Source organism: Streptomyces sp. MS06 (assembly GCF_047200655.1).
GTDB lineage: Bacteria > Actinomycetota > Actinomycetes > Streptomycetales > Streptomycetaceae > Streptomyces.
In genome coordinates this window covers 126,802-152,005 of sequence record NZ_JBJZOJ010000005.1, presented here as the reverse complement: position 1 = coordinate 152,005, position 25,204 = coordinate 126,802, and the positions used below count along the sequence as shown (strand labels likewise).

At 73.0% G+C, this 25,204-nt stretch carries 19 protein-coding genes and 1 pseudogene; 3 read left to right on the top strand and 17 right to left on the bottom strand.

Translation table 11 applies throughout. The features are described 5' to 3' along the window. Together ACL02U_RS04445 and ACL02U_RS04440 are read right to left on the bottom strand one after the other, a co-directional pair. A pseudogene (locus ACL02U_RS04445) lies at positions 1-2,424 on the bottom strand (hypothetical protein); the annotation flags it as partial. A gap of 376 nt (positions 2,425-2,800) precedes the next feature. Further along, a complete protein-coding gene (locus ACL02U_RS04440; protein WP_412789286.1) occupies positions 2,801-3,352 on the bottom strand; it encodes a hypothetical protein in 552 nt (183 codons plus the stop codon). Between the two features lie 903 nt (positions 3,353-4,255). Here ACL02U_RS04440 and ACL02U_RS04435 point away from each other — a divergent pair. The 3 genes from ACL02U_RS04435 to ACL02U_RS04425 all read left to right on the top strand — a co-directional run bounded on the left by ACL02U_RS04435 (position 4,256) and on the right by ACL02U_RS04425 (position 6,398). Next, on the top strand, positions 4,256-4,594 hold the full coding sequence (locus ACL02U_RS04435; RefSeq protein ID WP_412789285.1) for a hypothetical protein: 339 nt from the start codon (positions 4,256-4,258) through the stop codon (positions 4,592-4,594). A gap of 173 nt (positions 4,595-4,767) precedes the next feature. Beyond that, positions 4,768-5,325, top strand: a complete 558-nt coding sequence (locus ACL02U_RS04430) for a hypothetical protein (RefSeq protein ID WP_412789284.1) — start codon at positions 4,768-4,770, stop codon at positions 5,323-5,325. 449 nt (positions 5,326-5,774) lie between these two features. After that, positions 5,775-6,398, top strand: coding sequence for a phosphatase PAP2 family protein (locus tag ACL02U_RS04425; protein ID WP_412789283.1), 624 nt, complete (start codon positions 5,775-5,777; stop codon positions 6,396-6,398). A 121-nt stretch (positions 6,399-6,519) separates the two neighbouring features. Here ACL02U_RS04425 and ACL02U_RS04420 read toward each other — a convergent pair whose 3' ends face one another. Genes ACL02U_RS04420 through ACL02U_RS04350 form a run of 15 tightly spaced genes read right to left on the bottom strand, consistent with a single transcriptional unit; the run spans position 6,520 to position 25,196 of the window. After that, on the bottom strand, positions 6,520-7,854 hold the full coding sequence (locus ACL02U_RS04420) for a glutamate-1-semialdehyde 2,1-aminomutase (protein ID WP_412789282.1): 1,335 nt from the start codon (positions 7,852-7,854) through the stop codon (positions 6,520-6,522). A gap of 7 nt (positions 7,855-7,861) precedes the next feature. Next, complete coding sequence (locus ACL02U_RS04415) at positions 7,862-8,413, bottom strand: dTDP-4-dehydrorhamnose 3,5-epimerase family protein (protein ID WP_412789281.1); 552 nt, start codon at positions 8,411-8,413, stop codon at positions 7,862-7,864. Beyond that, on the bottom strand, positions 8,410-9,678 hold the full coding sequence (locus ACL02U_RS04410; RefSeq protein ID WP_412789280.1) for a polysaccharide pyruvyl transferase family protein: 1,269 nt from the start codon (positions 9,676-9,678) through the stop codon (positions 8,410-8,412). Before ACL02U_RS04410 ends, ACL02U_RS04415 begins: the two co-directional genes overlap by 4 nt. Next, on the bottom strand, positions 9,675-10,622 hold the full coding sequence (locus ACL02U_RS04405; protein ID WP_412789279.1) for a glycosyltransferase family 2 protein: 948 nt from the start codon (positions 10,620-10,622) through the stop codon (positions 9,675-9,677). The genes ACL02U_RS04410 and ACL02U_RS04405 overlap by 4 nt, the downstream gene beginning before the upstream one ends. Further along, positions 10,619-11,929 carry a hypothetical protein gene (locus tag ACL02U_RS04400; RefSeq protein ID WP_412789278.1) on the bottom strand — a complete coding sequence of 437 codons (1,311 nt, stop codon included), beginning with the start codon at positions 11,927-11,929 and terminating at the stop codon, positions 10,619-10,621. Before ACL02U_RS04400 ends, ACL02U_RS04405 begins: the two co-directional genes overlap by 4 nt. A gap of 5 nt (positions 11,930-11,934) precedes the next feature. Continuing rightward, on the bottom strand, positions 11,935-13,293 hold the full coding sequence (locus tag ACL02U_RS04395; protein ID WP_412789277.1) for a DUF4910 domain-containing protein: 1,359 nt from the start codon (positions 13,291-13,293) through the stop codon (positions 11,935-11,937). Continuing rightward, on the bottom strand, positions 13,281-14,306 hold the full coding sequence (locus ACL02U_RS04390) for an NAD-dependent epimerase/dehydratase family protein (protein ID WP_412789276.1): 1,026 nt from the start codon (positions 14,304-14,306) through the stop codon (positions 13,281-13,283). Before ACL02U_RS04390 ends, ACL02U_RS04395 begins: the two co-directional genes overlap by 13 nt. A gap of 3 nt (positions 14,307-14,309) precedes the next feature. Continuing rightward, positions 14,310-14,957 (bottom strand): PIG-L deacetylase family protein, encoded by a 648-nt coding sequence (locus tag ACL02U_RS04385; protein WP_412789275.1) that lies wholly within the window; start codon positions 14,955-14,957, stop codon positions 14,310-14,312. Then, complete coding sequence (locus ACL02U_RS04380) at positions 14,954-15,781, bottom strand: glucose-1-phosphate cytidylyltransferase (protein ID WP_412789274.1); 828 nt, start codon at positions 15,779-15,781, stop codon at positions 14,954-14,956. The genes ACL02U_RS04385 and ACL02U_RS04380 overlap by 4 nt, the downstream gene beginning before the upstream one ends. Next, entirely contained in the window at positions 15,778-17,013 is a 1,236-nt protein-coding gene (locus ACL02U_RS04375) for a class I SAM-dependent methyltransferase (RefSeq protein ID WP_412789273.1), read from the bottom strand. Before ACL02U_RS04375 ends, ACL02U_RS04380 begins: the two co-directional genes overlap by 4 nt. Next, positions 17,010-18,284, bottom strand: a complete 1,275-nt coding sequence (locus ACL02U_RS04370) for a glycosyltransferase (protein ID WP_412789272.1) — start codon at positions 18,282-18,284, stop codon at positions 17,010-17,012. Before ACL02U_RS04370 ends, ACL02U_RS04375 begins: the two co-directional genes overlap by 4 nt. 2 nt (positions 18,285-18,286) lie before the next feature. Then, positions 18,287-19,522, bottom strand: coding sequence for an O-antigen ligase domain-containing protein (locus tag ACL02U_RS04365; protein ID WP_412789271.1), 1,236 nt, complete (start codon positions 19,520-19,522; stop codon positions 18,287-18,289). A gap of 1 nt (position 19,523) precedes the next feature. Continuing rightward, entirely contained in the window at positions 19,524-21,044 is a 1,521-nt protein-coding gene (locus ACL02U_RS04360) for a right-handed parallel beta-helix repeat-containing protein (protein ID WP_412789270.1), read from the bottom strand. A gap of 13 nt (positions 21,045-21,057) precedes the next feature. Then, positions 21,058-23,013 (bottom strand): alginate lyase family protein, encoded by a 1,956-nt coding sequence (locus ACL02U_RS04355; RefSeq protein ID WP_412789269.1) that lies wholly within the window; start codon positions 23,011-23,013, stop codon positions 21,058-21,060. Continuing rightward, positions 23,010-25,196 carry a bi-domain-containing oxidoreductase gene (locus ACL02U_RS04350; RefSeq protein ID WP_412789268.1) on the bottom strand — a complete coding sequence of 729 codons (2,187 nt, stop codon included), beginning with the start codon at positions 25,194-25,196 and terminating at the stop codon, positions 23,010-23,012. The genes ACL02U_RS04355 and ACL02U_RS04350 overlap by 4 nt, the downstream gene beginning before the upstream one ends. Between the last annotated feature and the right edge of the window lie 8 nt (positions 25,197-25,204).

Here is a 25,204-nt window from a genome sequence, read left to right as displayed (position 1 = left end):
CCAGTGCGGGTCGTTCTCGTCGCTGTCGATGCCGCAGGCGCCCTGCCCGGGGTCGTTGGAGTCCGTATCGGAGATCTTTGACGGGTCGCAGAAGTTCGACGTGTCGCAGAACAGGTCGACCGGCGGCTTGGCCGTGGTGCGGTAGGAGGTGGAGTTCCACCAGGCGGGGCGGTAGCCGGCCTGGAAGTCACCGGGGGCGAACATCGCCGAGATGGGGCGAGCGGCCCAGCCGATGACCTTCTCCTCGTAGGGCCAGTCCTGCGGGTGTGCGGCGTCGCTGTAGTCGTCGCCACCGCTGGAACTCTCCAGGAACGGGTTTCGGCTCGCATCCCACAGCGGGTTGGCCGGGTTGTTCGTCCAGCCCACGCCCCAGTGGCCATGAGAGTCCGCCGTAGGGTAGAAGCCGGAGTTGTAGGCCCACAGGGCGATGAACCAGTTCTCGATCCACCGCGGGTTGCCGCCGTTGATCTTCATCCCGGCGTTGTAGGTCTGGTTCCACTTGTCCGAGAGGATGCGCACACCGGCCGCGATGTTCGCCGTGTAATCCAGGGCGAGGGCCTCCTGCGCGGTCGTCGACAGGGCGGTCTCGCCGGGCTTGGTCTTGCCCGCCAGGCGCATGCCGTCGGTGGCCTGGGTGATGCCGTAGCCACAGTCGGCGTCGGCCCAGTTGATCCGCCACGGGTCGAGCTGGTCACCGGAGGCGGAGTAGTCCACGCCGTAGTAGTTGCCGATGAGGCTGTTCGCGGTCACCCCGGGCACAGCGAAGCGGGTCGCCTGCCACATGTTGGACTCCTGAGCCGTGATGCCGAGCATCACCTGCGCCGGGATGTGCCACTTGTCGGTCACATCCGGGTCCTCATTGTCGAGGGTCCCATTCGGATCACCGGCCAGCACAGGCGCGGGGAACAGCCCCTGCGGCTGATACCCGACCATCCCCGTGTTCTTCCAGTTCGGGGAGCGGTAGAAGTTCAGCTCGCCGACCACGGCCTGGTCCACGGCCCACTCGACCTGACGCGGAGTGGGCTGGAACGCCTGCTTCGTCACGTCGTTGCGGGCCACGGCGCAATACCGCTCGCTGGTGCTTTCACTAGGGTCGTTCGGGGTGGCGGTGAGTAGCTGGCTGCCCAGCGTCTGCGTGGACAGGCCGCCGTCGTCCTTCTTCGCAGTGTCCTGGCCCGACGAGTCCGGGCCCGAGGTGACCGGCCCTCCGTCAGGCAGCGACGGGGACGTCGCCAGGCCCTGCGCCGTCGTTTTCGCCGACCCGATCCGGTGCGTGCCCGGCGTCAGGTCCAGCGAGGTCTTCCTGCCCGAGTCCAGCATGCGCAACGTGACGCGCGCCGGGCGCGCCTTGGCGGCGTCTTGGGGGTTGACCAGCGTGGTCTTCCCGTCCGCCCAGTTCGTGGTGACAGCGGCGCGCCCGTGGCTGGAGATGCGGGCGCCCTTGGCCAGACCGCCGGGGTCCTTTACCCGCCCGGGCAGCTTCTTTGCCGTGGCCTTGCCCGTGATGAACACATCCCCAGCGGCCGAGGAGGTCAGGCTCCACTCGGTGAGCTTGCCCGAGGCCACGACGGGAGCCTTGGTCTCGTTGCCCTTCCTGACCTCGGTGCCGGTCAGGTACTTGGCCCAACTGGCCGGCTTCGCAGCCTTCTTCTTGTCCTCCTCGCGGTCGATGAACGTGATGCCGCCGTCCGCGTCGGTGTTGATCTGGAACGGCACGGCGGAGGTGCGCGCCAGTACCTTCTCCTTCTTCCCGCGGATCTTCACCAGCTCGGCGCCGTGCGCGGCCACGAGGCCGTCGCGCACGGGAACGGCCGAGGTGACCTGGCCCGGCAGCACCGATGCTTCGACCTGCTTGCCCGAGGACGCGTCCACCTGCACCAGACGGGTCTGCTGTTCCTTGTCCCCGTCGTAGGTGAGCTGGCTGAACACCACGATGTCGCCCTGGCCGCAGCCCGGCGAGAAGTATGCCAGTGAGGCGGAGAACGGCAGCTTGGCAACGGCGCCGGTGTCCAGGTTGACGATGGCGGTGAACGCGCCACGCACCATCAGTTCGGGCTTGTTGGTGAACATGCGTGGTGCGTACGCGACCGCCGCGTACTTCCCCGAGCCGGTGACACAGTGGTTGCCGATCCAGGTGTCCGAGGCGAAGCCGTCCTCGAAGAGGGTCGCAGCGGTCTGCAGCTGGTAGCCGTCCTTCTCCCGTGCGGTCAGCACATGGAGTCCGCTGCCGTCCCCGGTCACCGTCACCGCACGGTCCGCGGACTTGTTGTAGTCATTGCCCAGCAGCGCGGAGCGCTTCCCGGACGGCACGGCGGACGGCTTCGGCTTGACCTTCTTGTCGTCTGGCTGCCGCCACGCCTGGCTGGGGCTCTTCGGTGGCTTGGGTTCTGACGCCTGCGCGGGCAGGTTGAACGGTATTGCCATCACGCCGGCCAGGGCCAGCAGGATGGGCACACGTAGGCGCCTGGACGGGTTTTTCATGTATCCCTTTGGTCGATGGGATGGAAGGTCCGGCCGGCGGAAGCGGCGGACCGCTGCCTCCGCGAACGGTGTCGGGGAAGTGCGTGCTCGCAACCACCCCGAATCGACTCCGCTGCGCGGGACCGGGGTACCGACGGGAAGAGCGCTGCGAGACGACGGACGGATGTACGTGCACGTCCTGCACGTCTCACCGGGGCGTTTCCCCGGGTTCTGTCGTGAGGGCCTGACCCCCGTCCGCTCGCACGGCAGGACGTGTCACCGCGCGGCCCGAGGAAGGGCCGCGCGGTGACACGAGACCAGCGATAATGCGAGGGGCAGCTCAGTCGCAGAGCGTTGCGCTGGTGACGCGGTCGATGATGGCCCTGCCGCTGGAGTTCCACATGAGCGCGGTGACCATGGAGCACTCGACGTAGTTGCCGTTCTTGCTCTCGTACTTCACAGGCCCCGCGTACTGGCTGAAGTACCCCTCGTCGACCTTGCACTTGGCGCCGGTCTTATTGGGGCACAGCTTGAGCTTCATGTGCTTCGCGCCGCTGGTGTTGTTGTCGAACAGGGCGCAGACCCCGCCGACGGAGCCGAACTTCTCGTACGTGAAGAGGGTGCCGTAGCGGCGTGAGTCCGGAAGCCGCTCGGCGTACTCCAATTCGTAGCCGCTGCCGCACAGGCTGGCCGTGGCACTGACCGCTGCAGGGTCGGCCTGGGCGATGGCGCGGGTCTGGGGGTCCTTGGCTCCCTTTTCGGACAGCAGGACGCTGGTACCGACGATGCGGTGGTTGAGGTGCGGGGCGTCCTGTGCGACCGCCTGCGGGGAGAGCAGACCGGCGGCTATGAGAGGCGCGCCGACTGCGGCGGCGCGGATGGCGTTGCGCATGGCGTGACATTCTCCTGACGGCATGGACCACCGGCGCGCATCCCCGCTGCGCCCGAACCGCTCTCCGAGGGGTCGCGAAGGGGGATGACAGCTCGCCGGGGGATCCGAGTGAATGTTCGATCCCGGCCACCGTAGGCCCCGCACCAGTCGCTCGTGGAACCCGTTAGGCGGCATGACGATCATGGTTGACCGAAACGCAACCGAGTCCGGAATGCGCCTCAAAACACAGGCGTTCACCGAGTTTCTGTGTGTCAGCTACGCATCGCCTGTGAAGCGGAACCGGATGCAATGTCTCCCCGGTTGCCGATATCGGCTGGAAGTCGATGAGACCCGCCGCAACCGCCTCGCTTCATGGATCTGGTCAACTTGCGTGTCGATTCGGGGCTTCCCGCTCGCGCGCGTAGTGCCAGGCCAGGGAGGACTGAGCGCCGCCGCGGGGATGCCCGGGATGATGCGGACGGGCGTCGCGGGCAGACGCATTCACGCCAAGCGCCGGGCCCACCACCAGATCGCTTTCGACGATCATGGTTACAGTGCGGGCATCTTGTGCCGTGCGCCTGGTCGGGCGCCGTTGGAAGCGGGGACCCCTTGTTGAGTCGTAGAACGGCGTGGGCTGGTGGCCTGCTGGGCGCGATCGTGTTCGCCACCGGTTGCGGGGCCGGACACACCACGAGCAGCGCGTCCTCGGCCGACGTGACCGCCACCCCTGCCAGCGGCATCCCGGTAGAGCCGTCGCCGCCCGTCGCCCCCGGCACACCCGGAGGTACCCCCGGCACACCGCCCACTGCTTCCCCGCGCCCCACGGACTCTCGGGATGCGATTGCCGAGGCTCAGCGGAAGGAGGCGGAAGAGCGGGCACGCAGCGCTCCGAGCGGCGACCCGGTCGGAGCCAGGGACACCCACATGCCCCGCCCCGAGGAGTACGGGTACGGGCCCGCAGCTGCCAAGGCCCTGCACGGCCGGGTGATCGCCTACCGGCCACGAGAGGAGAACGGCCGAGTCGTGGTTCCGGTGACCATCGAGAACCAGGGCACCAAGCGCACCGCCTACGAAGTCACAGTGAGAGTGGAACGCGGGAGAACGGACCGCTCGGCCACGGCGCGGGTCGAGGCGGGCAACGTGTTCCCCCGTACAACATGGCCGACGCAGGTTGATGTGTCGGACATCGGCGCCTCACATCTCGAAGACGTGACGGTCGCAGTGAGTGCCACGGTTGAGGAGGTGAGGGGTCAGGTCCCGTGACGTGGGGTAGCGGATCATTCCGGGGTGCCCGGTAGCAGGCTGTTGGCGTCCGGATCCAAACCTGGGCGCCGAAATCCTCGCCGCTACCGGCGGCAGCCCGGCGGTTCCTGGCAGACACCTTCGGCAGCCAGGAATGGCTGTGGGACGCCCCCGACACGCTCGGGTTCGACCGCGTGAGCCGGGAGTTGGTCGGCGCCGAGTTCCAACTGCCCCACGAGTCCGCCACTGCCGACGACTGCGCTCGCCTGCGTTCCCTGCCCGCCGTCCTCCCGGGCGGGCTGCGCGCGGACGAGGAGCGGCCCTGCCGCCTCGAGACGGCGTCGGTGCTGTGCCGTGCCCCCGGGGACGCCGTGCTGACCGGTCTGCGCGACCTCGATGTCCTCGACGCACCACTGGAAGGCCGTATCGGGATCGCCGCGGACGTGGCCCTTCTGGTCCAGCACGGCACCGTCGTCGGGTGGAGCCTCACCGACCCCGCGCTCTACTTGACGACCGGCTTCGCCGCACCCGACCCCGCCCCGCCGTCGCCGGCCACTCGCCGGCTGCTCAGCTCCTGCCTGGATCTGATCACGGACCCGCTGCTCGACAAGGTGCAGGACGGCGAGCCGGCCGCTCTGGCCCGACTCCTGGAGACCCACCGGGCGTTGCGCGCCCAGCGCGAGGACCGGCAGCGCGCCGATGCCCTCCTTGCGCTCATCGGCACCCTGGTCGAGGACTACGGGAACCAGTGACCTCGCCGGTCCGCGGCGGCGCTCCCCGCGGTTGTCCAAGGACAGGACGACAGGGCGTTTCCCCCACCGACTTCACGACCGACCGCGCTCCGACGGCCCGGTCGAGGATGCGGGAACCCCATGTGGTGTCGGCACGGGACGGGGAATCCCCGGTGACGGCGTGCCGCGGCCGCATCGTTGGCTAGGGTGGCGGGGGGAAGCCGTCCGAAGGTCGCCGTTGGCAGGCCACCAGTCGTTCCCCGGGGCTGGACCGGAGGGAAGCAGGAGGCTGCTGATTCATGGTTGCCCATCGGCCGGACGAGGAACCACGCTCTCACCCCGCCTCGGCAGGCCAGGATCCGGAGCCCGGACAGCGCTTGTCAGCCACGACGCGACACGGCGCAGGGGTGCCGACCGGACGCGGTGGGCGGGAGGACAGGCCGTCGCCGCCCGGGGCGCTGGTGCTGCCTGTGCCGCTGCGCGGGGGGCTCGGGGCGGTCGCGCTGCTCGCCGCGCTGGTGGTCGCCGTGCTCGGGGCCCTGTACGCGGGCGACAGCCGGCCCGGCCCGGGGGACGCGCGGATCGGCGCGGCGGTCGGCGGTGCGGGGGCGGCGGGACGGCACGCCGCCGAGGCCGCGGACTTCCTGGGGGAGCCCCTGGGGGCGGCGGCGCTGGTCGCGGTCGTCGTGACGGGCTGCCTGCTGCTGCGCCGTCCCCGGGCGGCGGTGCTCGCCGTCGCCGGGCCCGGCGCGGCCGTCGGGGCGGCGACGCTGCTCAAGTCCGTGGTGGGGCGCACCATCCACGGCGGGAACCTGTCCTACCCGAGCGGGCACACCGCCTTCGCCACCGCGGTCGCCCTGGTCCTGGCACTGCTCGCGGCCGGCCGGCCCGCCCTCGGCAGGACGGCCGGCACGGCGGTGGTGCTCGGTGCGGCGCTGGTGGCCGGTGCGGTGATGGGCTGGGCGCAGGTCGCGCTGGGCGCGCACTACCCGACCGACGTCCTCGGCGGCTGGTGCACCGCGCTGGCGGTGGTCCCGGCGACCGCGTGGCTGGTCGACCGGACGGCCGACGGGCCGCGGCGGCCGGGCGGCTGAGCGGCCTGACCGGCCGAGCGCGTGACCGGGGCGGACGGAGCGGCAGGACACGGCCGGGTCGACCCGGCGGCCGACCCGGCTCCCGCGCGGGGATCACCGACGTACCGTCCGTCCGGTCCCCTCACGCCAGTCGGCGGAACACGGGTTTCACCGGCCGTCCGCCGAGCCAGGGGGTGGGGTCGCCGGCGTCCAGGGCCTTGCGGTACACCGCGCACGCCTGGGCCACCACGTCGACGGTGTGCGCGATGTCGGCCTCGCCGAGCGCGCTGCTCACCACGAACGACGGGGCCAGCACCCCGCCCATGAGGAGCCGGCGCAGGAACAGCGTGCGGTACTCCTGCGAGGGCCGCCCGTGCTCGTCGAGGGTGGCGAAGACCAGGTTGCTGGCCCGGCCCCGGACGAGGACGTGGTCGCCGACGCCCATGCCGGCCGCCGCCTCGCGGACCCCGGCGGCCAACTTCTCGCCCAGGCCGTGCAGTCGCGCGGTGATGCCCTCCTCGACGTAGGTGGTCAGCACGGCGGTAGCGGCGGCCAGGGAGTGCGTCTCCGCACCGTGCGTGGTGGACAGCAGGAACACCCGGTCCCCGGAGTGGCGCAGCCCGCCCCGCTCCATCAGGTCGCGGCGCCCGGCCAGCGCGGAGACCGCGAATCCGTTGCCCAGCGCCTTGCCGAACGTGGAGAGGTCGGGGACGACCCCGTACAGGCCCTGGGCGCCCGCCTCGGACCAGCGCAGGCCGGTGATCATCTCGTCGAAGACCAGGACGCAGCCGTGCCGGTCGGCCAGCTCGCGCAGGCCCGCCAGGTACCCGGGCGGCGGCTCGGTGTGGGTGGCGGGTTCGAGGATCAGGCAGGCGACCTCGCCCCGGTGGCGGGTGAGCAGTTCCTCCGTGGCGGCCAGGTCCCCGTAGGGGAAGGTCACGGTCAGCTCGCCGGTCGCCGCCGGAATGCCCGCGGACATCGCGGTGGTGCCGATGAACCAGTCGTCGACGGAGAAGAACGGGTGGTCGGCGCAGAGGGCCACCAGAGGGCGGCCGGTGGCGGCGCGGGCGAGGCGCACCGCGGCGGTGGTGGCGTCGGAGCCGTTCTTCGCGAACTTCACCATCTCGGCGGTCGGCACGGTGGCCAGGAAGCGTTCCGCGGCCTCGACCTCGACGACTGACGGCCGGACGAAGTTGCTTCCGCGGTCGAGTTCCCGGCGCACCGCCTCGACCACCCGCGGGTGGGCGTGGCCGAGGCTGACCGACCGCAGGCCGGAGCCGTACTCGACGTACCGGTTGCCGTCGACGTCCCACACGTGGGCGCCGCGGCCGTGGCTGATGACCGGGGCCATGCCCTCGGGGTACTGGTCGTCGCCCTTGGCGTAGGTGTGCGCGCCTCCGGGGACCAGGGCGTGCAGCCGCTCGTTCGCCGCCCGCGACCGGGGCAGCAGCAGCTCTTCGGTGTCTTCGCCGGCCACGTCCACCTCACTTCCCCCGTTGCCGAAGGACCTCGGCGAGGCCCGGTGCCTCCCGGTCCCGCCGGGACGTCGAGGTCACCGGCAGCGGCCAGGGAACGGCGAGCTCCGGGTCGTCGAAGGCGATCGTCACGTCCTCGGACGGATCGTGCGGGCGGTCGATCCGGTACGAGACGTCGGCGGTGTCGGTCAGGGCCTGGAAGCCGTGCGCGCACCCCGCCGGGACGTACAGGGTCACCTGCGTCTCGTCGGACAGCTCGAAGCAGGCGAGGTTGCGGTAGGTCGGCGAGTCCGGGCGCAGGTCGACGACGGCGTCGAAGACCCTGCCGTACGAGCACCGCACCAGCTTGGCCTCCCCGGCACCGGAGCGCAGGTGCAGGCCGCGCAGCACGCCCCGGACCGAGCGGGACACGCTGTCCTGCACGAAGGCGTCCGGGTCGAGCCCGACCGAGCGGACCGCCTCGGCGTCGAAGGTGCGGCAGAAGAAGCCGCGTTCGTCGGCGTGCGGCGTCGGCTCGAACAGGTACGCGCCGGCGACCTCCGGGACGTCGATCGCTTTCACCGGGTCTCCTTCATGTCGGGGGAGTGCGAGGGGGTGTCGACCGTGAGGGGGCCGGGGGAGGGGCCGGCGGCCGGGAGGACGGCCGCGTCCAGGGCGGCGAACTGCTCCGCCAGGGACCGGGCGGTGACCCGGTTCCGCTCGGTGAGGGTCCGCCGCAGTTCCGCCGACCGCTCCTCCAGTTCCCGGAACTGCTCCAGCAGCCGGTCGGCGTCGACCTCGCGCGCCGGATGGCAGTAGGCGCCCAGCCCCATCCGCGCCATCAGCGCCTCGCTCTTCGCCGCGTAGCCGAGTGCGAGTGTCGGGGTGCCGACCCGCAGCGCGCAGACCAGGTTGTGGTAGCGGGTCGCCACCACCGTGTCGGCGGCCGCCGCCTCCGCCATCAGGTCGGCCAGCGAGGTCGCGCCGGCCGCGGTGACCAGCGGCGAGTCCACCGCGTCGAGGATCGCGTCGACCACCGCCCCGTCGCACTCGTCGCCGGTGAGCAGCCGCACCGGCCTGCCGTCCTCGGCCAGCGCGCGGACGAAGCGGGTCGTCCCGTCGAGGTAGCGGCGGTGTATCTCCTCGGCCCGGTCGCGGTCGTCGTCGCCGCCGTGGAAGTCCATGACGCCCACGCAGACCGGGCCCGGCCGGCCCGGGGCCGGGTTCGGCGGCGGTGCCGGCAGCGCGAACGCGAGGTCCGGGTGGACCCCGTCGCGCGCGGTGTCCACGCCCATCGCGCGCATCGCGTCCCGCGACAGGGTGTCCCGGTACGACCGGTAGGCGGCCAGCCGCGCCGACCAGCGCACCAGGGTCCGGGTGGCCCGGTTGCCGATCGCGGCGGCGCCGACGCCGACCAGCGCGACCGGGGTCCGGGACAGCCGGCCGGACGCGCAGAGCAGGAACAGCGCGTACGGGAAGCCCCACGGCCGCAGCGGCAGCGTGGCCTCCAGCACGCCCATGCCCGGCACGATCACCACGTCGTGCCGGCGCACCCACGCGGCGGTGCGGACGGCGTCGACGAGCTTGCCCAGGCCCTTCGCCGCGATCGCGCCCGCCCGAGACGCGGTCCGGTACTCCCCGCGGTACCAGTGCAGCCGCGTCGCGGGGATCCCGTACCGGGCCTCGACGACCTCGGGCCCCCCGCACAGCGCGTCCACCACCGCCTCCGGGTGCGCGGCGCGGAGGTGGTCGAGCACGGCCTGGAGCGACCCGTCGTTGCCGAGGTTGCCGGAGCCGAGCAGCCCGAACACCCCCACGCGCAGCGGGGATTCGTGCGCCCGCGTCATACCCGCCTCCCCTCCCGGCCGGCCACGAGGGCGTCTACGGAGACGGTCAGCCGGTCCGGGTCGACGGGGGCGCGGTCCTCGACCCGCTCACCGGCGCCCGGACGGGCCCGGCTGGTCATCCAGGCGGCCAGGTGGCGGTAGCAGGCGCGCCGTTCGGCCGGGGACAGCGGCGCCCGCCTCACCGCCGAGACGAAGCCCCACACGTACTCGGCGAGCAGCCGGGGCGTCGGGTGCAGCAGGCCCGCCCGGCGCGGGTCCAGGTTGACGCACCGGGAGCGCTTGCCCGGGTTCGCCCGCTCCGCGCGGGTCGGGTGGTCGCGCCGGAAGTACAGCAGCTCCGGCACCTGGTGGAACGGACCGTGCAGGGTGATCTCGGCGACGAACGTGCGGTCCGCGTGGTGGTAGCTGTCGTGCGGCTTCACCCTGCGCAGCACGTCGGCCCGCATCACCCCGTAGAAGTCGTCGCCGCCAGGCTCGAAGAGCAGGCTGCGGAAGCGCTCCGGCGCGTACGGCGAGTCGGTGGCGAGCCCGTACTCGTACGGGACCTTCACCAGGCCCTCGCCGTCGATGACGGCCTGGCCGCTGTGCGCGAGGACCACGTCCGGCCGTTCGTCCAGCGCCTCCACGCAGCGCCGCAGCAGGTCCCGGGCGTACAGGTCGTCGTGCGAGGCCCACTTGAACAGCTCGCCGCGGCACTCGGTGAACACGTGGTTGTGGTTCGGTGCGGCGCCGATGTTCCGGGGCAGCCGCAGATAGCGGATCCGGGAGTCCCGCGCGGCGTACCGGCGGCAGATGTCCCCGGTCCCGTCGGTCGAGGCGTTGTCGGAGACGACCAGTTCGAAGTCCTCGAAGGTCTGGCCGAGCAGGGCGTCGAGCGACTCGGCGAGGTACTCCTCGCCGTTGTACACGGGCAGGCCGATGCTCAACCGCGGAACGGTGGTCACGGTGTCCTCACTTCACTCATGGGGTTCTTCCGGTGCTCGTGCAGGGCGGACCGCAACTGGTGCCACCACACGGCCGATCCGCAGGCGGTCGCGGCGGCGACACCCCACGCCGACCCGACCGTGCCGGCCGCGACCGCCCCGCCGAGCCCGCCGGTGACGTAGCAGGCGGAGGCGAAGAGCTGGCTGCGCAGGCTGCGCCGGGCCGCGGCGAGCGCGCGCAGCCCGGCGGCCGCGCCGGTGCCGAGGCCGGCCCCCGCGACACCGAGCGTGGCCGGCACGATGAGCTGGGAGGCGGAGTGCCAGACCCCGCCGAGCACCAGCTCGCCCACCCGGTCCGGCACCAGCAGCAGCGCCGTGCCCCACAGCAGCGCGGCGACGGCCTGACCGCCGCCCAGCAGCAGGCAGAACGAGCCCAGCCGGTGCGGGGCCCGGCGCAGTACCCTCGCCGCCTCCGCGACGGTGACCAGCGACAGCCCCATCAGCACGGCGAGGAACGGCCCCAGCAGGAGTTCGGCGCCGCGGACCGCGCCCACCGCGCCGACCCCGGCGATCGCGCCGAGCCCGTACGCCCTGAGCTGGCCGGCGCCGCTGACACAGGTGTTCTCGACCAGGTACCGGTAGCCGAGGTCGCGGTGCTCGCGCACCCACGCGCGCGCCCCGGTCACGCGCGGCACGATCCCGGACTGGAGGCAGCCGTACGCCGCGGCCACCGCGGCGGACGCGCCCCAGGCGAGCACGAACGCGGCCACGCTGCCCACCCGGGCCGCCACCACCATGGCCGGGACGAGCGCGGCGCCCCACACGAGGTCGTTGACGAAGGCCTTGCGGCCGATGCCGGCGGCGAAGAACGAGTACCGCCAGGCGTCCTGCAGCAGCAGCCCCGGCAGCATGACGCCGAGGGAGGCGAACGCGGGCCCCACGCCGCCCCCCAGGCCCGCCCCCGCGGCCAGGCACACCGCGCCGACGGCGGTGCCGACGGCGAGCGCGGTGCCCGACGACCGGGCCACCGCCACCCGCCAGGAGGTGTCCGGCACGCCGCTGAAGCGCACCACGAGCGGGTCGGTGGCCAGTCCGCGGGAGACGCTGAGCACCACGCCGTAGGTCACCCAGGCCAGGCTGAACGCGCCGAACGCGGCCAGCCCGAGCGAGCGGGCCACGTAGATGCCCACGGCGAAGTTGGTCATGCTGGAGGCCGCCTGGTCGGCCAGTCCCCAGGACAGCCGGCCGACGACGGCCCGCCGGGCGGTCCGCCGGGCGGGGGCGGCCGGGGCCGCCTCCGCCGTCGTCCGCTCCCCCTCGGTGGTCATCCGCGTCACGCCTTGATCAGCCCGGCGCCGTGCAGGGCGTCGGCCGCGGCGACGACGGTTTCGAACGGCAGCCCGGACCGCTCCGCGACGTCCAGCAGGGAGTGCTCGCCGTCGGAGAGGCTGAGCACCCACAGCATGGCCATCTGGGCCTCCTTCGCGTCGCTGCGGCCGCCGAGCGAGTCGTACAGCCCGCGCCGGCCGAGCTGGGGTTCGCCGTACGGGCTGAGGTTGACGTACCGCCGGTTGCGGTCCAGGACGGCGAACGCCTCGCGGCACACGGCGAGCGTGTCCGCCATCGCCTCCGGGGTGACGAGGTCCGGGTTGTCCGCCGAGGTGTGGTACTCGGGGTAGCCGGCGTACGGGGTCCGGCTGAGCGATCCGACACCGAGATCGAACCCGGGTGAGCAGAACTGCCGCTCGTCGTAGCCGTACGGGGTGAACTCGTCTATCCGGTGCGGGCGTCCGGAGGTGTCCAGTACGTGCCGCAGCACCCGGTCGATCTCCGCGTCGCCGCGCCTGCTCTGCTTGTACGTCAGCCTGCCGGGGTCGCCGGCGCAGGCCAGCACCAGTCCGTGCCTGACCCTTCCCCCGGCTGCCGGTGCCTCCCCGGCGCCCGGCTCCACCGGCCCGGGGGGACCCCCGGGCGCGGGGGACGGCCCCCTCACCCGCTCCGCGTTGCGGGCCAGCCAGGTGATCGCCCCGATGGTGCCGGGCGCGAACAGGAACCGGTAGGTGTACCAGGGCGTCCGCTCCGCCAGCGCCCGGGCCAGGAACACCGCCACCGCGATACCGGCCAGGTTGTCGTTGGCCAGGGACGGGTGGCAGACGTGGCAGGACACCAGCACCTCGTCGGCGACCTGCCCGGGGACCACGTGCTCGGCGTAGGTGAGGTGGCCGTCGGCGAGGGTGGAGTCGATGCGCACCTCGTACTCGCCGTCCGGCATGGCGTCCAGGGTCTCCTGCGCCAGGCAGAACCCCCATTCCGGCCGGTAGTAGCTGGTGCGGTACGGCACCCAGGCGGGATGCTCGGGGAGCGTGTGCAGGTGTCCGCGCAGCTCGTCCAGCGGCATGGTCGCCGCCACCGGCACGCTGTAGCCGAGCACGTGCAGGCTGGACGCGGCGAAGTCGACGACCCGGTTGCCCGCGGGGTCGGCGACGTAGGCGTCCCGGATGTTCCACTCCTGCGGCACCGTCCAGTCGAGCACCTGCGTCCCGGTCGGAACCTCGTGCACCTGCAGCGGGAGGTACTCGCCGACGATGTCCAGGGTGGCGCGCACACCGTCGCCGGTGATGCTCCGGCAGAGCGGGTACAACCGCTCCACCAGCGCGTGCATCTCCTCGCCGGCCGCGGTCACCGGCGCCACCGCAGGGTGTCGTCGACGGCGCCGGAACCGGCGGCCGCGCGCAGCACGGCCAGCCTGGTGAAGCGTTGCGCGAAGTCCTCCGCGGTCAGCCCGTGCTCGCGGTAGGCGTCGGCGAGTTCGAGCGCGCCCCGCTTCACCGTCCACTCGCAGTCGAAGCCGGGTATCGCGGAGCGGAACCGGGAGAAGTCCACCCGGTAGGACCGCGGGTCGGCACCCGCCTCCCCGGTGATCACCACCCGTGCTCCGGACACCGCCTCGGCGACCTGCCCGGCGATCTCCGCGACCGTCACGTTGTTGGCCTCGCTGCCGATGTTGAACGCCCGGTCGTGCACCGCCCCGCGCGGCGCGGTCAGCGCGGCCGTGAAGGCCCGTGCGATGTCGGCGGCGTGCACCAGCGGGCGCCAGGGGGTGCCGTCGGAGAGCACCAACACCTCGCCGGACAGCAGCGCGTGGCCCACCAGGTTGTTCAGCACGATGTCCGCGCGCAGCCGCGGCGAGAAGCCGAAGGCGGTGGCGTTGCGCATGTACACCGGACTGAAGTCGCCGTCGGCGAGGGCGTGCAGGTCGTCCTCCACCCGCACCTTGGACTCCGCGTACGGCGTCACCGGGCGCAGCGGGGCGTCCTCGGCGACCAGTTCGGCACCGCCGGAGGCCCCGTACACCGAGCAGGTCGACGCGTACAGGAAGCGCCGCACCCCGGCGTCGCGGGCCAGCCGGGCCAGCCGTACGGACGCGTGGTGGTTGATGTCGTAGGTCAGCTCCGGCGCCAGCGATCCCAGCGGGTCGTTGGACAGGGCGGCCAGGTGGATCACGGCGTCCACCCCGGCCACGTGTTCGGCCGTCACGTCCCGCAGGTCCACCCGCGTTCCCGGCGGGTCCGCGGGCCGCGGGCCCAGCACGCAGTCGGCGAACAGGCCGGCGTCCAGTCCGACGACCTCGTGCCCGGCGTCGGCGAGCACCGGCGCCATCACGGTTCCCAGGTAGCCCTGGTGTCCGGTGAGCAGTACGCGCAAGGTTCATTCCCCCAGGTTCAGAGTGAGTTTGCCGACCGCGAACGCCTCGGCGTAGCGCGCGTGGCATTCGATGCCGCGGATCCGGGCCAGCCCGAGGAAGGCCTCCCGGTCGTACCAGGGCCGATGCCGCTGCGAGGGGTAGTGCTCCTGCAGCAGCCGCACCTTGCGTTCGGCGAGCTGCGGCGACAGCGGCTGGTACGCCGCCGGACGGCCGAGGTCCCCGTCCCATTTGACGATCTCGTAGCCGAGCACGAGGTGGTCGCGGAACACGGTGGTCACCAGCTCCGCCAGGCCGCGGTGGTCCTGGTGCGCGTCGTCGGTGCGCGGCGCCAGCACCACATCCGGTTCGGCCCGCAGCCGCAGCTCCTCGACCGCGGACTTGGCCTCGTCCCAGTGCGCCGGCAGCCGGCCGTCCGGCAGCTTCAGCACCGTCGGCCGCAGGTCGGCGCCCGGGCAGAAGGCGGCGAGCGCGGCCCGCTCCTCCTGCTCCCGCTCGCTGCCGCCGCCGGAGAGCACCAGCGCGTCGACGCGGACGCCCGGGTGCGCCAGGCACAGCGTCAGCAGCGTGCCGCCGGCGCCGATGGCGATGTCGTCGCAGTGCGCGCCCAGGGCGACGATCCGGTCCAGGCGCCCGGCCCGGAGCCCGATCACGACCCGGCTCCGGGGCCGGCCGAACCGCCGGTCGCGCCCGCCCGCGCGGCGTCCCGCTCCCACAGCGCCCAGGGGCGGTCGCCCCGGGTGTACGCCTCGTCGAGCGCGGCCCGCTCCTTGACGGTGTCGGTCGGCTTCCAGAAGCCGCGGTGCTGGTGTGCCACCAGCCGTCCCCGCTTGGCCAGTTGGGCGCACCCGTCGGCGACCAGGTCCCCGTTCTCCGGGATGTGGTCGAAGACCTCCTGGCGGAGCACGAAGTAGCCGCCGTTCTCCCACAGCGGCAGTTCGCTCACCGGGGTGATACCGCCCACCAGGCCGTCGTCGCCCAGGTCCACGCAGTGGAACGAGGACTGCGGCGGCACCACCATCATCGACGCGCCGGCGTCCCGCCGGGCGAACCGGTCGATCATCTCCGGCAGCGGCGCGTCGGTGAGCACGTCCGCGTAGTTGGCGAGGAACATCTCCTCCCCGTCCAGGTGCTCCCGCACCCGGCGCAGGCGCTCCCCGATCGGCGACTCGATACCGGTCTGCACGAAGGTGATCGTCCAGGAGGCGATGTCGGTGGACAGCAGCTCCGCCCGCCCGCCCCGCAGCACGAAGTCGTTGGACGCCGTCTCCTCGTAGTTGAGGAAGAAGTCCTTGATGTGGTGCGCCCCGTACCCGAGGCACAGGATGAACTCGGTGTGCCCGAAGTGCGCGTAGTAGCGCATGACATGCCAGATCAGCGGCCGCGGCCCGACCATCGCCATCGGCTTGGGCATGTCGTCGGAGGTTCCGCTGCGCATCCGCAGTCCGTAGCCGCCGCAGAACAGTACGACCTTCACGACTCGACCTCGACAATGCTGAGTTCCGGTATGGGGAAGACCAGCCGGCCACCCCACTCGTGCACGTAGGACAGCTGCTCGACCAGCTCGGCCCGCAGGTTCCACGGCAGGACGAGGACGTAGTCCGGCCGGTTCGCGGCTATCCGCTCGGGCGGCAGGATCGGGATGCGGGTGCCCGGGGTGAACCTGCCGTGCTTGTACGGGTTGCGGTCGACCGTGTACGCGAGCAGGTCGGGCCGGATGCCGCAGTGGTTGAGCAGGGTGTTGCCCTTGCCCGGGGCGCCGTAGCCGACGACCGTCTCGCCGCGCTCGGCGGCCTCCACGAGGAACCGCAGCAGGTCCCGGCGCACCTTGGCGACCCGGGCGGAGAACTGGGCGTACCCGGACAGCTCCTGCAGCCCGGCGGCCTTCTCCCGGTCCAGCACCTCGGTCACCGTCCGGCTCGGCTCGCCGGCCGCCTCGGCCGGGCGGGCCCACAGCCGGATCGAGCCGCCGTGGGTGGGCAGCAGCTCGACGTCCACCAGGGTGAGCCCGCCGGAGGCCAGCGCCCGGGCCGCGGACGCGACCGTGTAGTACTGGAAGTGCTCGTGGTAGATCGTGTCGTACTGGTTCTCCTCGATCAGGGTCAGCAGGTGCTGCACCTCGATGGAGACCCAGCCGTCGTCGGCGACCAGGGCGCGCAGCCCCCGGGTGAACCCGACCACGTCGGGGATGTGCGCGTACACGTTGTTGGCCACGACCAGGTCCGCCGGGCCGTGCTCGGCGCGCACCCGCGCGCCGGTGTCCGGGTCGAGGAACTCGGTGAGCGTGGGCACGCCCGCGTCGCGGGCCGCGGCGCCGACGTTCACCGAGGGCTCGATGCCGAGGCAGCGGATCCGGCGGTCCACCAGGTGCCTCAGCAGGTATCCGTCGTTGCTGGCGGCCTCCACCACGAAGGCGTCGCCGCCGAGGTCCAGCCGCCGCACCGCGTCGTCGACGAAGGTGCGCGCGTGCTCCACCCAGGACGTCGAGTAGGAGGAGAAGTACGCGTACTGCGTGAAGGTCTCCTCCGGAGTGATCAGCGGAGGGATCTGCGCCAGCCAGCACGCCGTGCACACCCGCAGGTGCAGCGGGTACGTCGGCTCCGGCAGGTCCAGTTCGTCCGCGGCGAGGAAGCTCTCGCACGGCGGAGTCGCCCCCAGGTCGACGACGCTCTCCAGCGCCGCCGACCCGCAGAGTCGGCATCGTGTCATCTTCTGCCCCCATCCCGCTCGCGCGGCTGCCCCCGCCGCGAGCCCGTGTTCTCGTCCCCTGCCGGCGGCGGGCCGTCCCCGCCGCCGGACCGCCCCGCGATCGCGGCGCGGTACCCCTCCACCAGGCGCTCCAGCCCGACGGCCGGGCTGAAGTCCTGCTCGTAACGGCGCCGGGCCGCCACCCCCATCTCCCGGTTGCGTGCCCGCCCGGCCGTGATCCGGCGCAGGCAGGACGCGAGCGAGGCGGGTTCGCCCGGCCGGTGCAGCAGTCCGGTCACCCCGTCCTCGACGAGTTCGACGAAGGCGCCGTGACCGGCGGCGACGGCCGGGACCCCGGCCGCCATCGCCTCCACGACCACCAGCCCGAACGCCTCCAGCCACGTGGACGGCGCCACCACGGCGACCGCCCGGGCGAGCGCCTGCCGGCACTGCGCCGGGTCGTACAGGCCGACGTAGCGCACGTCGTCCCGGCCGGCCGCCCACGCGGCAACCTCCCCCTCCAGCGGTCCCGTCCCGGCGACCACGAGCGGCACGCCCACCCCGCCGCCGGCGGCGACCTCGTCCCACGCGGCCATCAGCAGCCGCACGCCCTTGGCCTCCGCGAGCCGGCCCAGGTACAGCAGGTGCTCTCCGGCGCCGGTCCGCACGACATCCGGTTCGGGCACGAAGTTGTGCTTCAGCGCCAGCCGCCCGGCCGGCATTCCGGCCCGCACCAGGACCTCGCGCTGCGCCGCCGAGATGCAGAAGAACCGCTCCACGCCGGTCCACCAGCGCCGCCGGTTGACCGACAGGCTGACGGCGAGCGGCACGGTCGCCAGCCGGGAGTTCCGGTAGCAGCCGTGCCGGACCGCCGGCAGCGGTGAGGACCCGACGCACTCGGTGCAGGGCCGGCCGTCCCGCTGCAGCGTGCCGGGCGGGCACACCTGCGTGTAGTTGTGCAGGGTGGCGACGGCGGGAACGCCGGCGTCGGCGCAGGCGGCCAGCACCGCCGGCGACAGCAGCGGGAAGACGTTGTGGACGTGCACCACGTCCGGCCGGTCGTCGCGCAGCCGGGCGGCGAGCTCCGCGCGGACCGCGGGGTTCCACGGGACCAGCAGCGGGATCGCGGCCTTCCCCGGCAGGGACCGGCCGGCGATGTCGTCGCTGCGCCGCTCGAACAACCCGACCCGGTGGCCGGCCCCGCGCAGCAGCGCCACCTCCTGGTCGACGACCTTGTTCTCCCCGCTCGGCTGCGCCGAGGCGTAGCGGTTGTGCACCACGAGGACGTGCATGGTCAGGCCACCTCCGATCCGCGGGCCCACCGGGGGACCCGCCGTCGCGGAACTGCGGGTGCCGGGAGGGGGTCCGGCGCGGGCGCGGGTGTCGCCAGCAGCGAGGCGGCCACCGCCAGGTGCAGCAGGTACGGCGAGGCGTCGCCCAGCCCGGCCTCGGTGTACGAGGCGATCGCGCAGTAGCTGATCAGGAAGATCGCGCAGGCCCTCGACAGCGAGGGCGGCCGCAGCAGCGCGACGCCCCCCAGCACGACGATGACCACCGCCACCAGGGCGACGCCGACCACCCCCTGCTCCTGGTAGACGGCCAGCCAGCTGTTGTCGATCGGCAGACCGCCGAACGACTTGTCGCCCAGGCCGGTGCCGAACAGGTACTCCGTGGTGGTCCGGGGCGCCGCCAGCAGCGCGTCCCACACCTTGGCCCGGCCGGTCAGGCTGCTGAAGTTCTCCTGGCTCTGCCCGCGCAGGAACCACGCCTGCAGCAGGGAGCCGAACCCGACCGCCGCCACGGCCGCGCACAGCACCGTCCAGGCGAAGAAGCGGCGGGCGGCGGCGCTGGTCAGGACGAGCGAGCCGATCGCCAGCGCCAGCCCGGCGAGCAGGCCGATGGTGGCCGTCCGGGTGTGGGTCAGCGCGAGCAGGACGAGGGACGGCACGATGACCACCGCCGCGCTGCGCCGGTCGGTGCGGCGGCCCAGCAGGAGCAGCACGGAGAGCCCGATGATGACGGCCGCGTACTGTCCGATCTGCGGCGGGGTGAGCGGCCACAGCGCGCCGACCAGCCGCCCGCCGTACAGGTCGGGCATGGCGGCGCCCGGCGAGATGAGCGCGCCGGCGGCGACCGACCCGAGGACCGCGAAGTACATCCGGATGTGGTGCCGGACGAACGTCGTTCCGCCGTCCCACCAGCGGCTCAGCAGCCACAGCGTGCCGACGAAGAGGGCCAGGCGGGCGCAGCGGAACAGTGCGCCGAACCCGGACTCCGGGTTCACGCTGGAGATCATGCTCGACAGCAGCAGCAGGGTGAGCAGGAACACGTAGGCGTTGGCCCGGATGCGCAGCCGCAGGTTGACCGCGAGGGCCAGCGCGAAGGCGGCCACCAGCGAGCCCATGGTGACCATCTGGATGAGGGAGCGGGGCAGCGGGACGATGGTCTTCGCCCCGGCGGAGCCGAGGGTGTTGAGGACCAGCAGCCCCCAGGCCGTCCCGACGGCTCTCGACGTGTGGTCCGCGGCCATCTCAACCACCGTCCCGTGCGCGCATGGTGCTGCCCGCGTCCTGCCGGTACGGCCTGCCCCGCCACTGCCGGAAGTCGAGTACCCGGTCCGGGTCGCGGGCGACGAACCGCCACGGTCCGACGTAGGTGTTGTCGTGCCAGCGGTTGTGCTGGTCGAGGGTGATCGCCTCGGCGACCCGTTCGCCGTGGTAGGGCGACCAGTCCGGGTAGGTGCCGTAGTTGGCCAGCACCGCCATGCGGTCGCACTTCACCGTGCAGCCGACGACGGACTTGTCCAGCACGAAGCGGTTGTCGTGGATGTCGACCCGCTGGGTCTTCCACCGGCAGTCGCCGTAGAGGGGCGGGCTGGCGATCGCCGGCTGCCGGCAGCGGCCGGTGTTCTTCACCAGCAGCGTGCAGCTTCCGGAGGACGTGTTGGCCGGGCTGTTGCAGAACCGGTCGGCGTTCTCCCACAGGGTGATCCCGGACCAGTTGTTCTCCAGCAGGTTCCGGTATATCTCGATCTTGTCCGTGCGGGCCGGGATCCGGGGTTCGCCGCCGGACTCGGACACGTAGACGGTCGCGTACGGGAAGTTGTCGTCGCGGTCCGCGTGGCTGCGGCCCTCGACCCAGTTGTTCCGACGGATGGTGTTGTTCCGGATGACCGCGTTGTAGCTGGCCTCGTAGATCAGCGCGGCCCCGTCGTTGGCCTCGAGCACGTTGTCCTCGATGCGGAAGTCGTTGTCGTCGGTGTCCGCCCACAGCCCCGGTCCGTGGTTGCCGTGCACCCAGTTGCCCCGCACGTCGGCGCCGTCGACCGCCCAGAACTTGACGCCCCCGGTGCAGCCGCAGCCCGGCCGCCGCTTCTCCCAGTCGTCCGTGTTGTTCCCCACGATCTCGTTGCCCTCGAGCAGCAGGTCCTTGAGGGAGCCGCCGCCCTTGTAGGCGTTCATGCCGTACTGGCCGTTGTCGCGCAGGCAGTTGGCGCGGACCTGCTGGTGGGCGCCGGCCATCAGCCCTGCGCCGGAGTTGTTCTGGATCGTCGTGTGCTCGATCACCCACCCGTCCGCCGAGTCGTGGTTGACCACGCCCTCGTCCTGTGGCGCGACGAAGCCCTGCACGGTCAGATAGCGGACGGTGACGTTGCGGGCGGTGCCGCTGAACGCGTACTGGTTGGTCTTCCGGCCGTCGAGGACCGCGCCCGGCGCGCCGAGGTAGACGTCGCCCTCCTTGGGGACGACCTGCGCGTAGCGGTCCGAGGCGAGCCGGTGCTCGCCGGGCCGGAGCCAGAACGTGGTGTGCGGGGGGCTGCTCCTGGTCTTCGCGGCCAGGTCGCCGGTCACCGAGGGGTCGACCACCACCGCGCCCGCCGGCGCCTTCGCCGGCCCGGCCGGGGCCGCGGCGCACACCCGGGCCACGGCCGCGGACGGCGCCGGGGCCGGCTCCGGCGGCGCGTCCGGCGTGCTCTCGCAGCCGGACACCGCCAGCAGCGCCAGCGCCGGCAGTGCCGTCGGCCACGCCCAGTGCCGCCATGTGATCCGCACGAGTCCTCTCCCCCTAGCCGCGGAACCCGAGCACGGTCGTGAACTCCGCCACGCCGTCGGCGAATCCGGTGCCGATCAGCGTGGTGGCGGGTTCCCTGCGCCCGAAGCCGGCGGAGTACCAGCCGAGCGGCGGGTCGTTCTCGCCGCGATGCGCCCGCCACTCGAGCGGCCCGGGCAGTTCGAGCTCCGCGGAGCGGTCCTCGCCGTCCCCGGTCCAGGTGAGCACCGCCCGGTTCCCCACCAGGTCCGCGCCGATCGCCGGGCCGAGGTGGAAGGCCAGGCGCACGACGGCACGGCGCGGTCCGCGCACCTCGTCGACGATCCGCAGTTCCCCGAGCGCGCCGGTGAGTTCCACCCGGCGGCGGTGCACGAAGGGCCGGTAGCCGTCGTGCTCGGCGCACCAGCGGGACGTACCCCCGCCGGGGGCGTCGGAGGTGTCCGCGACCAGGACGCGGCTGCGGGCGTGCCGGGTCCACAGGAACGGGCCGCCGGAGACGGACTGGTCGGCGCCGTCCACCTGCAGCGTGTTGTGGCCCAGGGTCGAGCGGAAGTACCGCCGCCACTCGGGCTGCCCGTGGTAGCAGAACGTCCCCGGGTCCGCGAGCACGTCGACCCCGTCGTGCCGGACCTCCACGGACAGCGCGTCCGCGTGGGCGTGCGCGGCGATGGACAGGAAGCCGTGCGGGCCGCCGTCGCACCGGCACCAGATCCCCGCCGGATCCCGCAGGATCGTCATGCCCGCGTCGGCGAAGTGGTCCGGCCGGCTCGCCGGCCGGGACACGGCCGGGGCGACGGGCCGGATCAGCGCGGCCAGCAGCGGGGTGCGCACATCGGTGCCGGTGACCTCCGGCCACCAGGCGAGCCGGCCGAACACGGCGTCCCCGGTGGCAAGCAGCGAGCCCCAGCGGTCGGTTCCCGCACCGTCCAGCACCAGACCGTGCCCGTCGTCCGCGTCGCCCTGGCGCGGCGGCCGCAGCCGGCCGTCCACGACGGCCGCGAGCGCGTCCGTCATCCGCAGCAGCACCAGCCGGACCGGCGCGGGAACCGGCACCCCGGCGGTGTCCGCCTCGGCCACCGCGGCCAGACCGAGTTCCAGCACCAGCCCGTGGTACTCGCCGGCCAGCTCGCGGTTGATGCCGGAGCCGAAGGTGTTGCGCGGCAGGTGCCGGACCAGCGACCGCAGCGCGTCGGCCCGCCAGCGCGCCGAGGAGGGGAACCAGCCGAACGCGCACGCCGCGGCGAACTGTCCGGCGGCCTCGGCGATGACGTGGTTGTTCGCCGAGGAGCCCCGGCTGGGGAAGGCCGCCAGCCAGCGCTGGTGGTGCCAGATCTGCCGCACCGCCACCGGATTGTCCTCGAACAACCCGGCCGCGCCCGGCCAGCCGTCCAGCAGCCGCCGGATCCACACCCACGACAGCAGCCGGATCCCCAGCTCGATGCCGCTGGTCCAGTGCACCCCGCGCAGCGGCGCGTTCACGGACCACCACGACCGCAGGTGCTCGGCGACCCGCTCGGCGTACCGCTCGTTCCCGGTGAGCGCGTAGGCGGCGGCGAGCACGGTGAGGTACTGGTGCCGGGAAGGCTCCCAGATCTGCTTGATGTCCCCGACCGCTTCCTCGTCCCGGTACGGCACGTCGAAGGCGTAGCCCCCCGGAGCCCGGCGTCCGGTCCTCGGGTCGTACCACCAGTCCGGGTCGGCCAGGTCGTCGCGCTCCACACCGAAGTGCACCAGGCGCCCGGCCATCAGCCGGTCCGCCTCGGCGACGAGGCGCTTCACGGCGTCCGGCGGCACCGCGGCGAGCGCGCCCGCGGGCAGCACGGCGGTGAACCGGGCGCCGGTCACGCCCGGGGCGTCCGGCCGCGCCGACCGCCACCACCGCCTGCGCACCGCGTCGCGGGCCCGGCCGCCGACCTCCCGCGGCCCCATCCGGGACAGCCGCCGCAGGTACCAGCCCGTGCTCATGGTCATCGGCCGCTCGCCAACGTCACCGGCGCGCCGGCGGCCAGCCCGGCCGGCACGGCGAGGGTGGCCGCCGTGGTGGCGGCCAGCGACTCCAGCGGCACCGGCATCGGCCCGCCGGTCCGCACCGCCTTGACGAACGCGGCCAGCTCGGCGGACTGGCCCTTGTCCCGGGCCTTGGGCAGCCGCGAACCGACCCACCGCTTGCGGCGGCCGTCGTAGACGGCGGCGCGGAGGAAGTCGTCGAGCCGCAGCGCGCGCCCGTCCGCGACCAGGTCCAGCGTCTCCTTGGGGAAGCCGGCCGGACCGGTGGTGACGTAGCTGATGGTGGCGGTGGACCCGTCCGGGTAGCGCAGCACGACCTGGAGGTCCTCGTTGCCGGGTGTGGTCACCGCGTACACCGAGACCGGGTCGGCGTCCAGCAGCCAGCCGGCCGTGTCGACGAAGTGCCCGCCCTCGCCGGTGAACCGCGAGCCCTCGGTGCCCTGGCGGAGGTACCAGCTGCCGTGCTCCAGCCGGCCCGCGTTGACCAGGTAGCGCAGGTTCGCCGGCCCGGTCCGGGTGCCGAACTGCTTCTTCGCCTCCTGCAGCAGCGGCGCGAACCGCCGGTTGAAGCCCACCTGCAGCCGGTCGTTGCCGGACTCCTCCACCGCCGAGAGGACTCCGGCCAGTTCGTCCTCGGTGAGCGCCAGCGGTTTCTCCACGAACACCGCCTTGCCGGCCAGCAGCGCCCGCCGGGTCAGTTCGGCGTGCGAGCTGTGCCGGGTGACCACGAACACCGCGTCGACCGCCGGGTCCCCGAGCACGGCGTCGAGATCGGTGGTCGCCTTCGCGAAGCCGAACTTCCGCTGCGCGTTCGCCCCCGACAGCGCCGTCGTGGTGACGACCGTGGACAGCGCGACACCGTCGCGCTGCGCCAGGTGCGGCAGCAGCATCGACGTCGCGTAGTTGCCCGCGCCGACGAACGCCAGCCGCAGCGGCGAGCCGGCGGACCGGGCGCGGGCGGGTGCGCCGCCGGATCGCACCGCGGGCACCGCCACCGCCGGGGCCGGCGCCTCCCCGGCCGCCGGCTCCGGATAGCGGAACAGCACCGCCACGGCCTTCAGACCGCCGTCGTCCAGGCGCCGGTACGTCTCCACGGCGTCCTCGAAGTCGGCCGTGTGGGAGACCAGCGGCTCCACGTCGACGCGGCCTCGGGCCACCAGGTCGAGGAAGCACGCCAGGTTGCGGCGCTCGGTCCAGCGCACGTAGCCGATCGGGTAGTCCCGCCCCTCCAGCTCGTACTCCGGGTCGTAGCGCCCGGGGCCGTAACTGCGGGAGAAGCGGACGTCGAGCTCCTTCTCGTAGTACGCGTTCCACGGCAGGTCCAGGCGGCACTTGCCGATGTCGACGACCCGCCCGCGGTCCCTGCTCAGCCGGGCGGCCAGTTCGACGGGCTGGTTGCTGCCGCCGCCGGCGGCCAGGTACACCTGGTCCACGCCGTGACCGCCGGTGAGTTCGGCGGCGGCGTTCTCCACCGCGGTGGAGGCCGGATCGCCGCAGGCCACCGCGCCCAGCTCGGCGGCCAGCGCGCAGCGCACCGGGTCCGGGTCGACCCCGATGACGCGGACCCCTGAGGCGGCCAGCAACTGCACCACGAGCTGCCCGATCAACCCGAGGCCGATGACCAGTGCGGTGTCGCCGAGCTGCGGCTCACCGCGGCGGACGCCCTGCAGCGCGATCGACCCGACGGTGCCGAAGGCGGCGTGCCGCGCCGCGAGGCCGTCCGGAACCGGGGTGTAGAGGTTCCTCGGCACCCAGTTCAACTCGGCGTGCAGAGCGTGCTCGTTGCCGGCGCAGGCCACGAGGTCGCCGACCTTCACGTCGTCGACGCCCGCGCCGACCTGCTCGACCACCCCGCACAGCGAGTAGCCGAGCGGCGTGTACGAGTCCAGCTTGCCCATCACCTTGCGGTAGGTGGCCGGCACCCCGTTGGTGGCCACGCTCTGCACGACCTTGGCCACCTGGTCCGGCCGGGAGCGCGCCTTGCCCAGCATCGACATGCCGGCCTCGGACACCTTCATCAGCTCGGTCCCGGTGGAGATCAGCGAGTAGGCGCTGCGGACCAGCACACCGCCCGGCTTGCATCCCGGCACCGGCACGTCGAGCAGAGCCAGCTCGCCGCTCCGGTAGTTCTGAACGACCTGTTTCACCCGAAGTC